Genomic DNA, 12,133 nt, shown 5'->3' with positions numbered 1-12,133 from the left:
AATTCGGAAATGTAGTATATGAAAAATCTAAAAGTTGAATTAAAAAATTGCTACGGTATTAAATCATTAGTGAATAATTTTGATTTCAGCCCCAATAAAAGGAAGCCTAAGAATAAAGTATATGCCATTTATGCACCCAATGGATTGATGAAGTCATCTTTTGCAAGAACCTTTGATGTAATCTCTAATGGGGACTCTCCCAAAGAGGAACGCTACAATAGAAAATCAAGTTGCTTAATACAAGCAGACGGGCAAGACATAGGCAAGGAATCAATTTGCGTCCTGAAATCAGAACTTGATATTAATTCTGATAACCCTGCAATGACAGATATTCTTGTTAATCCTAAGAGCAAAGCTCGCTATGATGAATTGTTGCTTGAAGTAGAAAAATCGAAAACAGAGTTTATTAACTCACTTCAAGAAGTATCTGGTCTAAAAAAAGGCGAAATTGAAGAAGCCATTTTGAAAGATTGGGGTGAATCAGACTTCCTGAAATGTATCAGAAAAATAATTAATTCCAGTTTAAATGACGACCTATTTCAACTCAAATATGGAACCATATTTGACCCAAAAGTTTTAGATATTCTGAAGAACGATGAGTTTCTAGCAAAAGCTAAGGAGTTCCACGACCGATATCAAGAATTGTTCACGAGCCCTGGAACAATATATGAGAAAGGAGTTTTTAATCCAACAAGTGCAGATAAGTCATTTTCAACTCTGGATGCCCAAGGATATTTCAAAGGAGGACATCGTGTTCACTTAAAAGGAGATGAAAGCTCTATTGATAAAAAAGAGCTCGAAAAAAGAGTTGAAGAAATAAACTCCCGTATTAATGGAGATGATCAACTAAAAAAAATACAAAAATCTCTTGCTAAAAATGCCCAAACTCAAGCATTTACCCTGTTAATTGAAAATATGCCATCCACGCAAATTGAATTTCTTCTTGAAAAATTAAAACCAGAAAATCAAAACCAATTTCGTAAAGATTTCTGGATCTACTATATTCAGGATTCTTCTAATGTACAGAGCTATCTTAATTCTGCCGGCAGCTGCGAAGAAGAAATTATTACCATTGAGAAAGCGGCAGCAAAAACTGTGCCGCAGTGGGAAAAAGCAGTGGATCTATTTAATTCACGATTTATTGATATGCCTTTTAGTCTTGCGATACCTAACCACGCACAAGCAGTGCTTGGTAAAGAACAGGCCAGATTAAGTTTTATCTTTCAAGATGGCAACGATAGCGTTGAATGGTCAAGAGCTGAAATTAAAACCTTAAGCCAGGGTGAAAAGAGAGCGCTATATCTTCTGAATTTTATCTTTGAAGTGGAGGCTCGTAAATTATCAAAACAAACTACAATTTATGTTCTTGATGATATTGCAGACTCTTTTGATTACAAAAACAAGCATGCGATTCTTCAATACCTAGAAGACTTATGTGAAATTGATTTTTTCTATCAAATAATCCTGACTCATAATTTTGATTTTTTCCGCTCGCTTGCCATTAACTTTGTTCCTTATGATCGTTGCTTAATGTCCTGTAGAAATGAAGAGTCAATAGAACTAATACAGGCTGAAGGAATAAAAAATTATTTTATAAATAAATGGAAAAATAAAATTACCGAAGATGATTGTATACTTTGTGCGACAATACCCTTTGTAAGAAATCTTATTGAATACATCAGGGGAGAAGACGCTGAAGAATATAAAAAACTAACCAGCCTTCTGCATTGGAAAAAAGAAACTCAATCTATCACAGTCAAAGAATACATTTGTATATATAACAATCTTTTTGGTACGAATCATAGCTCTGAAAGTGATAAGCCAATAATAGAATTGCTTTTTTCTTTGGCTGATCAAATTTGCAAAAAGAAAAAGCATGAAGGCTTGAATTTAGAAGATAAAGTTTTATTATCCATAGCAATACGACTTCAAGCTGAAAAATATTTAACGCTTAAACTTCGAAATATTAAAAATGATGAATCATATTGGTGTGAAAGTAGCAATCAATTTGGTGCATTAATTAAAGAATTCTCTAAGCTTGCAACAGATGACGCAACAATTAAGATTCTTGAAAAAGTAAGTATAACTGTGAGCTCAAATATTCATCTGAACTCATTTATGTACGAGCCTATTTTAGATTTAACCATTGAACATTTAATTGACCTATACAGTGAAATATTGGTACTGGAGAAATAAGGGCTTCAATTTATGAAATTCATCCACACAGCCGACTGGCAAATAGGAAAACAATTCGCCAACATCAAAGGTGACATTGCAGCCTTCCTTCGTGAAGCAAGATTCGATGTTGTTAAGACCATTGCCAGCCTTGCGAGTCAACATAAAGCAGATGCTATTTTGGTTGCTGGTGATGTGTTTGATGCGAATGAAGTCAGTGATACCACTATCAGAAAAACACTAAACGCGATGCAAGAATATAAAGGACCGTGGATATTATTGCCAGGTAACCATGATCCAGCATTAGCACAAAGTGTTTGGACTCGAATGAAAGATTTACCTGAAAGAACTGACAACATTATTTTAGCTTTAGAGCCTGAGCCTATATCAATTGCTAACGATAAGCTTCTGTTATTACCTGCACCATTAAGATTACGCCATGAATATAGAGATTTAACTGAATGGTATGATGCATTTCAAGCTCCTGATTCGGCCTTTAAAGTTGGACTAGCGCATGGCTCAATTGAAGGTTTTTTGCCAGAGTCTGCTGAAAATCATAACATGATTTCTTATCAACGCACTGAGACAGCTAATTTAGATTACTTAGCTTTAGGAGATTGGCATGGTCAATTGAAGGTATCAGCTAAGGCATGGTATGCAGGAACGCCTGAACAAGATCGGTTTCATGAAAATGAGCCAGGTAAAGCTTTATTAGTAACTCTAAACGAAAAAGATAAAGAACCAAGGGTTGAATCATTAGATACAGGAAAATATCAGTGGCACCGGATTCAATTTGACTTATATGAAACAAAAGATATTGAAGGTTTAAATGATCATTTTTCAAAATATCAACCTGCTGAAAACAAAATAATATCTCTAAGCCTCAAAGGTAATTTGTCTTTGGATAATCGCCAGCAACTGGACCAGCTACTAGACAGCTGGAAAGCCAAATTTGCAATGCTGGAAATAAACGACTCAAATCTTAAACTAAACCCCACTGAGCAGGATTTACAAGAATTACAATCTATGGGCTTTCTGAATAACACAATGAAAGAACTTCTTGCCATCAGAGAGAATGAGTCACACGAACAGCATGTCTATGCGGATAGAGCCATCCAAATGCTTTGGCAAGAGCTGCAATCAAATAAAGGGGTTGGTTAACATGTTGTTAAAGTCGATTGCAATTGAAAATTTTCAACAATATGAAAAGCCCTTTCAACTAACAGGTCTTTCTTCCGGTATCAATGTCATATATGGCGATAATGAAGCTGGGAAATCCACCCTTTTACGTGCATTACGGGCTATATTGTTTGATCGTTTTAATGGTAAAGGTGCTGATGATTTTGCAGGTTACAAAGGCGGTAGTCCTGAAGTTAAGATCACATTTGAACTGAATGGAAATAGTTATTCGCTTGAAAAAATATTTTCTAAGAAGAAAGACGGACGCGCCGTACTAACTGATGGAAAAGGTATTCAATGGATCGGTTCTGAAGCTGAAATACAACTTGCTGAATTATTGAAATTTGAAAGTGTAGACCGAGGGTTGGCTAAATCGGAGCAACAAGGGATTTATGGCGTATTGTGGGTTGAACAAGGTAATGCTTGGCAGCAAGTCTCCATCTCAAACAACCCCAAAGCCAGTCAAACCATTCAAAACGTTCTTAATCATGAGTTAACTGATATGTTAAGTCAAGGCAAAGGTGAAAGCCTTTTGAAAAAATTTGCTGATGAACTCAATGAATATCAAACAGAAAAAAGCGGGAAGCCCAGATGTAAATATAAAGAAAAATTGGATGCCAAAGAATCTGCTGAACAAAAGCTAGAAACTCTGAGTAATGAATTAAATAACTACCAGAAAAAAGTGGATCAACTATCTGACTACCAACAAGAACTTGCTTCCCTTGTTGAGGGTAAGGTTGAGGAAAAAGACAAGGAACAACTTGAACAAGCCCAAAGGCATTTAAAGCATGTAGAAAAAGTTAACCATCAATATGAACAATGTAACCGAGATCTAAAGCTGGCTGAGCTTAAGCACCATACTGCTGAAAATGCCTTGGGTGATCGAAAGACATTGATTGACAACCTTCGCCAAGAAACCGAAAACTATGATGCCCTTCTCTCAAAAATCGAAGCGCTAGAGGCCGAGGCTAATCAGCTCAAGAAAAACTGGGACCGTGCAAAAAAAGAACTGGCTGCTGCTAAAGAAAATCATGAACAAAGCCAGTTAGCAATAAAGAAAGCAAGGAACTATCAAAAGTTAGTCAGTGTTCAAAGCAATATTAAACACATTGAAGAGCAGCTTAAAAAAACACATGCACTGAATGCAGATATAAAGAAGAAACGTAATAGCATATCTCAAATACGACTGGATACAGCGAACTTAAAGAACCTCAAAAATCTTGATGACCAGGTTAAAAACCTGCAGCTGCGATTTGATGCCATCGCAACCAGAATTGAATATTCCATTACAGATGACTCTGTGAAAATTAACGATCAATCTGTTAATGGCAATGGAGAACTACTTATTTCAGATAAGTCGACCATATCTTTTGGCAATAGTCATATCTTCATTACACCTGGTGGAGAAGAATTAAGTACAGTACAAGAAAATTTAGAAGCAGCAAAGGACCAGCTCTCAGCAACATTTGAACAGTACAATATTAGTTCAATATCTCAAGCAGAGGATCAGGTAGAAAAGAAAAATACCCTTTCTAATGAAATCAACTCACTCAATACTCAAATCGATGTAATTGCTCCTAACGGAATTGAATCATTAGAACAAGAACTAGCTGAAAACCAGTTCGAAGAAACAAGATTAAAAAGTCTACTTGGTGAAACAAAGCCGATTTCAATTGAAAAAGCCGAAGAGCAGGAAGAGCTATCTTCTAACGAACTGAACAAGTGCCGCGATAATGAGCGCCATGAGCATGATCAATTGTTAGCGAAAGAAGAAGCGCTGAAACACGCAAAGTCAGCATTATCGAAATCAAAAGAAGATTTGGCTTCAGTTAAATCTAAACTGGAATCAGCACGCAAAGAACATTCTGATGATGAGCTTAAAAAGACCACACAAGACCTCACTGAAGAAAAACAACAATTACAGATTAAACTTGAGTCTTTTGAAAGTACGTTGAAAGATCTTGATTATGAGGGTGCCACATCTGAAGTCGAGCGACGTCAGGGTGTTTTAGATTCAACCCGACAAAGAATGGCTGATTTAAAGCAGCAAGTTAGAGATTTATCGATTGAGTTACAAACCAGTGGTCATCGAGGGCTGGCAGAAGAAAAGGAACAAGCCGAACAAGAGCTAAAGGATATTAGCAAGGAAGTTGAACGACTAAGCATGCATGTTGGTTCCTTAAATTTGTTATGCCAGCTGATAAAAGATAATATTCAGTCTGTCAAAGAAATGCTGGTCAAACCAATCACCGAATCAATGGCGCCTTATTTAAAAATTTTATTCCCTGATTCAGAGCCAGTGATAGATGAAGAATTTTCACTTCAATATATATTGCGAGATGGAGTAAGAGAGCCTTTTGAAAATCTAAGCATTGGTACTCGTGAACAGCTAGCCATCTTACTTCGATTAGCCTACGCAGACTTACTGGCTGAAAAAGGCGCTTCTGTTCCATTAATCCTTGATGATGCTTTGGTTAATTCCGATGATCTCCGGCGCGAGAAAATGAAACAAATTCTGCACCGAGCATCTAAGAAACATCAAATTATACTATTAACCTGTCATGGTAATGACTATCGGGATAGCGGTGGACAATTTCTAAATATATAGCTTTTTATAAAGAAAATGATATTTCAATTTCTATGAATACTGTCTTATTTCTGATACAACACCGAAAATAGTAACGTCGCCCTCTTCTTTCACCGATACCGCAGCCCATAAATCATTTTCAGCCAACAACTGAAACAAGCAACCATCAGATTCACCATACTTTCGAAGAACAGTTTGCCTTTTAGAACCTAGATATGCCAACACATAATCACCAGGATTAGGAGATTGTCCACCATTAATCACGACAATTGAACCAGCAGGAATTTTGGGTTCCATACTATTGTCCTCAACTACCAAAGCAAATAATTTCTCAGCATTTAAAGCCTTGTTAAAACTGTCGATAACAATCGTTCTTTCATGACTATAATCAGACGCATCCAGTATTTCTTTATAATGATGTGCATCCTTCATGCTCAAAACAGGGATATGGCGCATACCAAAGTTAGCATTCCGAGTTAACTCACCCTGTGGATTATTGGTTAAACAAAGAAGATAGGATGCTGAGACATTCAAATGATCAGCTAAAATCTTTGCCTCAACAGGGCCAGGGCTTCTTGTACCTTGCTCCCAGTTTCCAATTCTTGCGGGGGAAAGATCATTGGTTTTTTCTGCTAGTTCTTTAATGGTTAATCCAGCTGCTTTTCTGGATTCTTTAATGCGATTGCCAATTTTTTCTTTGATGTTCATATCATTCGTCCATTCATTTTCAAAAAACCATTGACATAAACACGATATGATTTATTATCAAATCTTAAAACAACGTTTTGTGTTTTTTATTCAATGATTCGAATTGGAATAATGCTATCTCAATTATCGAGTCGTGTAAATAATTTATTAAGGTGTTTGTTTTAGATGGACTTTTTATTTGTAAATACACGGGAGTTATCTGCCTTGATCGGATTGCCTTATATCCAACAATCCACCTACTTAATTGGTGTCCGCCCTTTCATGGACCGTAAAACTGGCTTTGTGGGTATCAAGAGACGAATTAGCTATCAATCACTTGCTGAAGCTCTATATATTGAACCACATCCTGGTATTCAATCTGGCTCGCCGTCAAAACAACAACTTCGCCGTGTCATTAAAAGCCTTGAACGAGTAGGTTTAATTGAGATTCATTCAGACAGTAAACATCTTGTTTTAAAATGCCTTTTAGCGGAAGGGCATTCTTCTATCCAAAATAAACCCGACACTATCCCGACATCTCAAGCCGACACAAAGCCGGCATTCAAAAATAAAAAAAAATCTTATAGTTATGGTAACTCTTATCAAAAAAGCGACATAGGTCTCAATGCAAAAGCCGACATACCTCATAACTCAAAAAATAATTGTGTGTATGTGCGCGACCAATTTGAAAAATTTTGGAATCTTTATCCACAGAGAAAAAACCGAGGGCAAGCATTTGATGTGTTTGTAAAACTCAATCCCTCTGAAGATTTATTCAAGCAAATTATTACAGCCCTTCAGGCACAGATCAAAAACCACCACGAATTTGTTGCTGCAGGTCATTGGGTACCCAAATGGAAATACCCTGCCAACTGGCTATTGCAGCAATGCTGGTTAGAAGAAATTGAAACCCTAGATACAAAGGAGCGCCAAAATGCAAAGAGCCGATCAAATCGTCAGCGCAAAACTTCAGCAGACATTCTCAGCGAATCCTGTGGAGAAGCAAGCTTCGACTTTGAAGAAGAATCCCCAAGATCAGAAAACGTCATCCAATTCGGACGAAAACGCAAGCTATGACAAGCGGATTGATACGCTTTTTATCCGCTTTGCTGCCATTTATGGTCATTTATGGGTCAATAATTTCAATGATGAACGAACCATTTATTTTGCAAAAAAAGAATGGTCGGAAGGTTTAAAGCCTTTCAATAATGCCATTGTCAAAGAAGCATTACTCCAATTTCGTGAAAAACATCGATTTCCCCCCAGCATTCCTGAGTATATTGCTTGCTGTAAGGAAAAAGTAGCACGCAAGCAACTCACAACAATGGTGTCTGAACCCATAAAAAAACCATCACCAGAAGTGGCAAAGCATCACATCAACATGATGAAAGCTGCATTAACCCATTTATAAAACAAGGAGTTCAACCATGCTGATATTAAGCAGAACCAAAGACCAAAGCATTTTTATCGATAAAGGACAGATACAAATCAAAGTCATCAAAGTCCAAGGAGGCCAAGTGCACTTAGGCTTTACCGCTTCTAAGCAAATTGACATTGTTCGAGAAGAAATATTTTACAGAAATCAGGGTAAACCAACGAACTCCAAAGGTCTAGCAGAATCCATCAAATAAATAATGCCGGCTCACGCCGGCGGAGGTGTGTATGTGTAAAATTTTATTTTGTTTAGCTTTATCATTAATTCATTTTCAAGCACTGGCAGTCAATGTCACTCAAGTAAGTCGTTACGCAACCGTCAACAATAAGCCGCTGCCAGCCCAAGTTAATCCACTGAAATCCATACAGCAAATCCATTTCCCATCGTCAATTCAAACGATAGGTGATGCTGTTAATCATTGGATTTCCTACTCAGGCTATCACTTAGTGCCAGCTGAAAAACAAAGTCCTCACTTGAAGCAAATACTCAAACAACCTCTGCCTCAAGTGGATCGTAACCTTGGACCTTTATCTATTGAAGATGGCTTAACCGTGTTGGTTGGACAAAATCTGTTTTCCCTTAAACACGATGACTTATTACGCGAAGTGAATTTCACTCTGACTGGAAGGAGGAAAGGATGAGAGCTTATCTGGATAGCAAATGGTTATTTCTGGTTTTACTCAATGCACTGGTGGTTTTAGTTGTTTGTTTTAAAAGCCAAGCGGTGAAGACTCAGGTTCAGGATTTATCTTTTTTAGAAAATCGATTGTCAGCTATTGAGTCTAAATTAAGACAACCTGTGAAAGAACCCGATTTAACGCCGATTAACCATAACCTTAAACAGTTGGGTCAATTCATTCAACAGCTGCAAAACAAAGATGATCATCAGTTAGGTGAACTTTTTTCAACAGGACAAGTTGAGATTAAAAAGCAGCTGGACTGTATTGCAGAACTACTGACTCGATTAGATGATCAAAAGCATCCCATCAAAACCTTGCCTGCAAGCAGTCTGCCCTTTCAAGTGTTGAGCATTGACAGTATTCAGGATGTCAGTGTTGCCTCCGTTCTTTATGACTATAAAACAAAGGCTCTTGAAAAAGGCGATTCTTTAGCTGGCTGGACGGTCATCCAAATTGATTTTGCGAGCCAGTTTATTGAATTTGAGAATGCAGACAAGGCTCATGTCACCCTTACACTGAAATCCAATGAGGTGGCGCATGGCTAACTTAATGCCTTTGACTTTAGGATTGTTCCTTAGCTCCACTGCCTTTGCCGGTCTTTCCATTCCAGGCATTACTACTTCCTCTCTTAAAACTGCAGATAACGCACTGGCCAGAGCGGGCGTAACTGAAATTCAGGATGAAGTGGTTGATGAGAAAGACTTTGAACTCTCTGATGCCCAGAAACATGAAGCCAAGGTCTGGCAATTAACCGAAGCTGAAGAAAAACGTTACGTCCAGTTAATGCAAAGCCGAAGCGGCTTGTATTACCAGGGGCTTCGCATGAGTCCCATTGATATTTTGGGACTGAATGCCCGCAATGATGCAGAACGGGAACATTTTGCAGAACTTGCTGCCATTCAAGAAGCGCAGAAAGTGGCGCAGAATATCACTTGGAATAATGCTTTTTATCAGGCGTATAACAGGCTTTTTAAAGATGTGCCGGTGGTTGGCGATTTTGACCCATCCCCCTATTCGCCTTATGCCCACCAGCCGATTCAGTTGAAATCAGGCGAACGGCTGTATCTGTTTATCAAGGCCGAAGATGCCGTAAAAACCATTTTAATGCAGCTCATAGATAGCGTTAGCCGCACACCCAATACCCAATTAAACCTGCTTTTTGTTGATATGGATTCAGATGCCATCCAGCTTTGGGCTAACCGCCAGCAGCTTCCACGAGCTTTAGTCAATTCTCAGCAAATTACATTGCACGATGGCAAACAGCAATATGAAGCATTAACCATTCCTAAAAAACAAACACCACTCCTGCTGTTATCCAATGGCAAAGCCTCGCACTTTGTCGATATGGGGAGGTTTTAACGATGCGTGTTTTGTTTCTGATGCTGATTGCGTTTAAAGCCTTTAGCCTGCAGGTGATTCCTTTAACGCTTGGCCACTCTGAAACATCCAGTCAGCTGGACTTATCCAGTCCCATTGGTGTGCCAGCTAAAAGCAAAGCCACCTTCGGTAAGGTAGATGCCAAGAAAGTTGATACCACTGTATTTCATAACGCTTTATTTGTGATTGGTGCTGACCGTCTTTCAAAACAGTGGTTGGCTCAACATCAAAAACAATTACAGGACATGCAGGCTATTGGGTTTATCACCAACGTAGATGATTTTGAGGCCATCATTCAATTACAGGAACAATGCCAGTTACCCCTATTGCCAGTCAATGTTGATCCTTTGATGCAATTAATCGGTGTCAGTCATTACCCCATTGTCATTGCTGAGGGGGAAATATGGCAGTAGTAAAACAATATTCCAGAAGACTGACCTTGCACCTTGCCCTGGTGGTCTTTTTGGGCTGGCTATGTTTGCTCATATGGGCCATTGGTCAATGGGCATTGCATGGCTATGACATGGCTTTCAATAATGTAAGCTCACTGGTAAACCATCAAAGACAAGCAATCAATCCAGTATATCGAGGATCATTATTATCAGCCCTGCCTTTGGAACCCCGTTTTCAGTTATCACTGGATCATCCCTATCTAACCAAACTTTCCTTTAACGAAATAACCGCTGATTTGGTCATAAAAGCACAACAATTTATAAAACTGATGTGGCTCGCCAGTCAATGCATGTTAATCAAACTTATGATTCTCTTTGCAGCCATGCCCTTATTCACTTTGGCAATGATTGCGGGATTAGTTGATGGTTTAAATCAAAGGGCCATCCGCACAGCCTGCCTCGGGCGTGAGTCATCCTATGTTTTTCACCGTTTAAACCATTACTTCAAAAAAGGGCTGGTGATCGTGTTGATGGTCTGGCTTGCCGTGCCCATCAGCATTACACCGGCTTATGTATTTATACCCGTCAGCCTAATGCTGGCACTAATGGTAGCAATGACCGCCAGTCGATTTAAGAAATATTTATAAGGGGAAGTTATGAAACGAATCTTATTAGCAGTACTGGTTTTTATAAGTATCACAGCTCATGCAAACGATGCAAACCTCAATGAAACGCTGGTCCGCATCATAAATCAGATTAATGCCATTATGCCTTTACTGGATGAAGCGCAAACTGAACTCAATCCCAATGCCCGTATTCAGCTGCATCTCAAAAGCTTTACGGATAACGAAGGCCAACAGCATGCCGGCGTTCGAGAAGATTTATTAATGATTCGCAATGGCTTGATTGATTATATCAACCAACCTGTCATTGCGCCTCGCAAGATTAAGCCTTTAAACAACGATTTTGTGAGAAAGCCCTAATGAGTAAAGACGAAATCGCAAAACTGTTTGCTGCCAGTTTTCAGCAGTCAAGCCAGGGAGTTTCGGTAAATGTCTTTTCCAGCAGTATCCGCTTTATTGCTATCTCAATGGTGATACTTGCGGTCATGTGGTCTGTGAACCACTTCTTAGGCTCAGAAGAAAAAGAAAAGGATGGATTTTTAGTGCGTCTGGGCTCTCGTCTCATCAGGCTGATCATTGGCCTGATGGTGTTTATTTTATTGCTTTATGTCAGGGGATAACTATGAAAACGATCACACGCTCAGTCTATTTAAGCTTAATCAGTCTGTTTTACGCACCCGCGATGTTTGCAGCCGATGCCTGGTTTCCCAAGATTTCCGATGCCGACAACATTGGCGATGGATCAAAAAATATGATGTCAGTAACAGGAAATTACGTCAAACAGGGCTTGGGATTATTACTTTTTATCACCGCTGTAGTCACTTTCATTAAATTCATTACCACGGTTCAGCATGGCATTGAGGAATCGAAAAAAAACGAAGGTTCGATGGTTGCCTTCGGTACTTTTGCTGTCATGGGCATTACTTATCTCGCCATCAGTATCGCTTCTGGCTATGTCGGTTATTCGATGATTACTAAATTCAAAATCTAAGGAGGTG

General features: G+C 38.7%; 15 protein-coding genes. 14 read left to right on the top strand and 1 reads right to left on the bottom strand.

Annotation, left to right across the window (positions count from 1 at the left end; translation table 11 throughout):
- The first annotated feature begins 18 nt into the window (after positions 1–18).
- From Llon_RS00150 to Llon_RS00140, 3 genes are read left to right on the top strand one after another with little or no spacing between them, the layout of a single operon-like run.
- The gene (locus tag Llon_RS00150; RefSeq protein ID WP_058528055.1) at positions 19–2,196 is read left to right on the top strand and encodes an ATP-binding protein; all 2,178 of its coding nucleotides are present in this window, start codon (positions 19–21) and stop codon (positions 2,194–2,196) included.
- 12 nt (positions 2,197–2,208) lie between these two features.
- A complete protein-coding gene (locus Llon_RS00145; protein ID WP_058528054.1) occupies positions 2,209–3,336 on the top strand; it encodes a metallophosphoesterase family protein in 1,128 nt (375 codons plus the stop codon).
- Position 3,337: 1 nt separating this feature from the next.
- On the top strand, positions 3,338–5,962 hold the full coding sequence (locus tag Llon_RS00140) for an AAA family ATPase (protein ID WP_058528053.1): 2,625 nt from the start codon (positions 3,338–3,340) through the stop codon (positions 5,960–5,962).
- 30 nt (positions 5,963–5,992) lie between these two features.
- Here Llon_RS00140 and Llon_RS00135 read toward each other — a convergent pair whose 3' ends face one another.
- Positions 5,993–6,649 (bottom strand): helix-turn-helix domain-containing protein, encoded by a 657-nt coding sequence (locus tag Llon_RS00135; RefSeq protein WP_058528052.1) that lies wholly within the window; start codon positions 6,647–6,649, stop codon positions 5,993–5,995.
- 165 nt (positions 6,650–6,814) lie between these two features.
- Here Llon_RS00135 and Llon_RS00130 point away from each other — a divergent pair, with 165 nt between their 5' ends.
- From Llon_RS00130 to Llon_RS00080, 11 genes are read left to right on the top strand one after another with little or no spacing between them, the layout of a single operon-like run.
- Positions 6,815–7,705, top strand: a complete 891-nt coding sequence (locus Llon_RS00130; protein ID WP_058528051.1) for a hypothetical protein — start codon at positions 6,815–6,817, stop codon at positions 7,703–7,705.
- Complete coding sequence (locus Llon_RS00125; protein ID WP_058528050.1) at positions 7,644–8,039, top strand: hypothetical protein; 396 nt, start codon at positions 7,644–7,646, stop codon at positions 8,037–8,039. Before Llon_RS00130 ends, Llon_RS00125 begins: the two co-directional genes overlap by 62 nt.
- Before the next feature lie 16 nt (positions 8,040–8,055).
- Positions 8,056–8,259 (top strand): carbon storage regulator, encoded by a 204-nt coding sequence (locus Llon_RS00120; protein ID WP_058528049.1) that lies wholly within the window; start codon positions 8,056–8,058, stop codon positions 8,257–8,259.
- A gap of 31 nt (positions 8,260–8,290) precedes the next feature.
- Positions 8,291–8,704 carry a PFGI-1 class ICE element type IV pilus protein PilL2 gene (pilL2, locus tag Llon_RS00115; protein WP_058528048.1) on the top strand — a complete coding sequence of 138 codons (414 nt, stop codon included), beginning with the start codon at positions 8,291–8,293 and terminating at the stop codon, positions 8,702–8,704.
- Positions 8,701–9,288, top strand: a complete 588-nt coding sequence (locus Llon_RS00110) for a hypothetical protein (protein ID WP_058528047.1) — start codon at positions 8,701–8,703, stop codon at positions 9,286–9,288. Before pilL2 ends, Llon_RS00110 begins: the two co-directional genes overlap by 4 nt.
- Positions 9,281–10,102 carry a TIGR03759 family integrating conjugative element protein gene (locus tag Llon_RS00105; protein ID WP_058528046.1) on the top strand — a complete coding sequence of 274 codons (822 nt, stop codon included), beginning with the start codon at positions 9,281–9,283 and terminating at the stop codon, positions 10,100–10,102. The genes Llon_RS00110 and Llon_RS00105 overlap by 8 nt, the downstream gene beginning before the upstream one ends.
- A 2-nt stretch (positions 10,103–10,104) precedes the next feature.
- Positions 10,105–10,533, top strand: a complete 429-nt coding sequence (locus Llon_RS00100) for a PFL_4695 family integrating conjugative element protein (RefSeq protein ID WP_058528045.1) — start codon at positions 10,105–10,107, stop codon at positions 10,531–10,533.
- The gene (locus Llon_RS00095; RefSeq protein WP_058528044.1) at positions 10,524–11,159 is read left to right on the top strand and encodes a TIGR03747 family integrating conjugative element membrane protein; all 636 of its coding nucleotides are present in this window, start codon (positions 10,524–10,526) and stop codon (positions 11,157–11,159) included. The genes Llon_RS00100 and Llon_RS00095 overlap by 10 nt, the downstream gene beginning before the upstream one ends.
- A gap of 9 nt (positions 11,160–11,168) precedes the next feature.
- Positions 11,169–11,495, top strand: coding sequence for an RAQPRD family integrative conjugative element protein (locus tag Llon_RS00090; RefSeq protein ID WP_058528043.1), 327 nt, complete (start codon positions 11,169–11,171; stop codon positions 11,493–11,495).
- Entirely contained in the window at positions 11,495–11,755 is a 261-nt protein-coding gene (locus Llon_RS00085; protein WP_058528042.1) for a hypothetical protein, read from the top strand. Before Llon_RS00090 ends, Llon_RS00085 begins: the two co-directional genes overlap by 1 nt.
- A 2-nt stretch (positions 11,756–11,757) precedes the next feature.
- Positions 11,758–12,126 carry a hypothetical protein gene (locus Llon_RS00080; protein ID WP_058528041.1) on the top strand — a complete coding sequence of 123 codons (369 nt, stop codon included), beginning with the start codon at positions 11,758–11,760 and terminating at the stop codon, positions 12,124–12,126.
- Positions 12,127–12,133 lie beyond the last annotated feature (7 nt).

It is taken from the genome of Legionella londiniensis (genome assembly GCF_001467825.1).
GTDB classification, from domain to species: Bacteria; Pseudomonadota; Gammaproteobacteria; order Legionellales; family Legionellaceae; genus Legionella_A; species Legionella_A londiniensis.
This window is presented reverse-complemented; position numbering and strand designations above follow the sequence as displayed.

Excerpts from the sequence above, each read along its gene's own strand:
- Llon_RS00150 (WP_058528055.1), top strand. The coding sequence starts at position 19 with ATGAAAAATCTAAAAGTTGAATTAAAAAATTGCTACGGTATTAAATCA.
- Llon_RS00145 (WP_058528054.1), top strand. The coding sequence starts at position 2,209 with ATGAAATTCATCCACACAGCCGACTGGCAAATAGGAAAACAATTCGCC.
- Llon_RS00140 (WP_058528053.1), top strand. The coding sequence starts at position 3,338 with ATGTTGTTAAAGTCGATTGCAATTGAAAATTTTCAACAATATGAAAAG.
- Llon_RS00135 (WP_058528052.1), bottom strand. The coding sequence starts at position 6,649 with ATGAACATCAAAGAAAAAATTGGCAATCGCATTAAAGAATCCAGAAAA.
- Llon_RS00130 (WP_058528051.1), top strand. The coding sequence starts at position 6,815 with ATGGACTTTTTATTTGTAAATACACGGGAGTTATCTGCCTTGATCGGA.
- Llon_RS00120 (WP_058528049.1), top strand. The coding sequence starts at position 8,056 with ATGCTGATATTAAGCAGAACCAAAGACCAAAGCATTTTTATCGATAAA.
- pilL2 (WP_058528048.1), top strand. The coding sequence starts at position 8,291 with ATGTGTAAAATTTTATTTTGTTTAGCTTTATCATTAATTCATTTTCAA.
- Llon_RS00110 (WP_058528047.1), top strand. The coding sequence starts at position 8,701 with ATGAGAGCTTATCTGGATAGCAAATGGTTATTTCTGGTTTTACTCAAT.
- Llon_RS00105 (WP_058528046.1), top strand. The coding sequence starts at position 9,281 with ATGGCTAACTTAATGCCTTTGACTTTAGGATTGTTCCTTAGCTCCACT.
- Llon_RS00100 (WP_058528045.1), top strand. The coding sequence starts at position 10,105 with ATGCGTGTTTTGTTTCTGATGCTGATTGCGTTTAAAGCCTTTAGCCTG.
- Llon_RS00095 (WP_058528044.1), top strand. The coding sequence starts at position 10,524 with ATGGCAGTAGTAAAACAATATTCCAGAAGACTGACCTTGCACCTTGCC.
- Llon_RS00090 (WP_058528043.1), top strand. The coding sequence starts at position 11,169 with ATGAAACGAATCTTATTAGCAGTACTGGTTTTTATAAGTATCACAGCT.
- Llon_RS00085 (WP_058528042.1), top strand. The coding sequence starts at position 11,495 with ATGAGTAAAGACGAAATCGCAAAACTGTTTGCTGCCAGTTTTCAGCAG.
- Llon_RS00080 (WP_058528041.1), top strand. The coding sequence starts at position 11,758 with ATGAAAACGATCACACGCTCAGTCTATTTAAGCTTAATCAGTCTGTTT.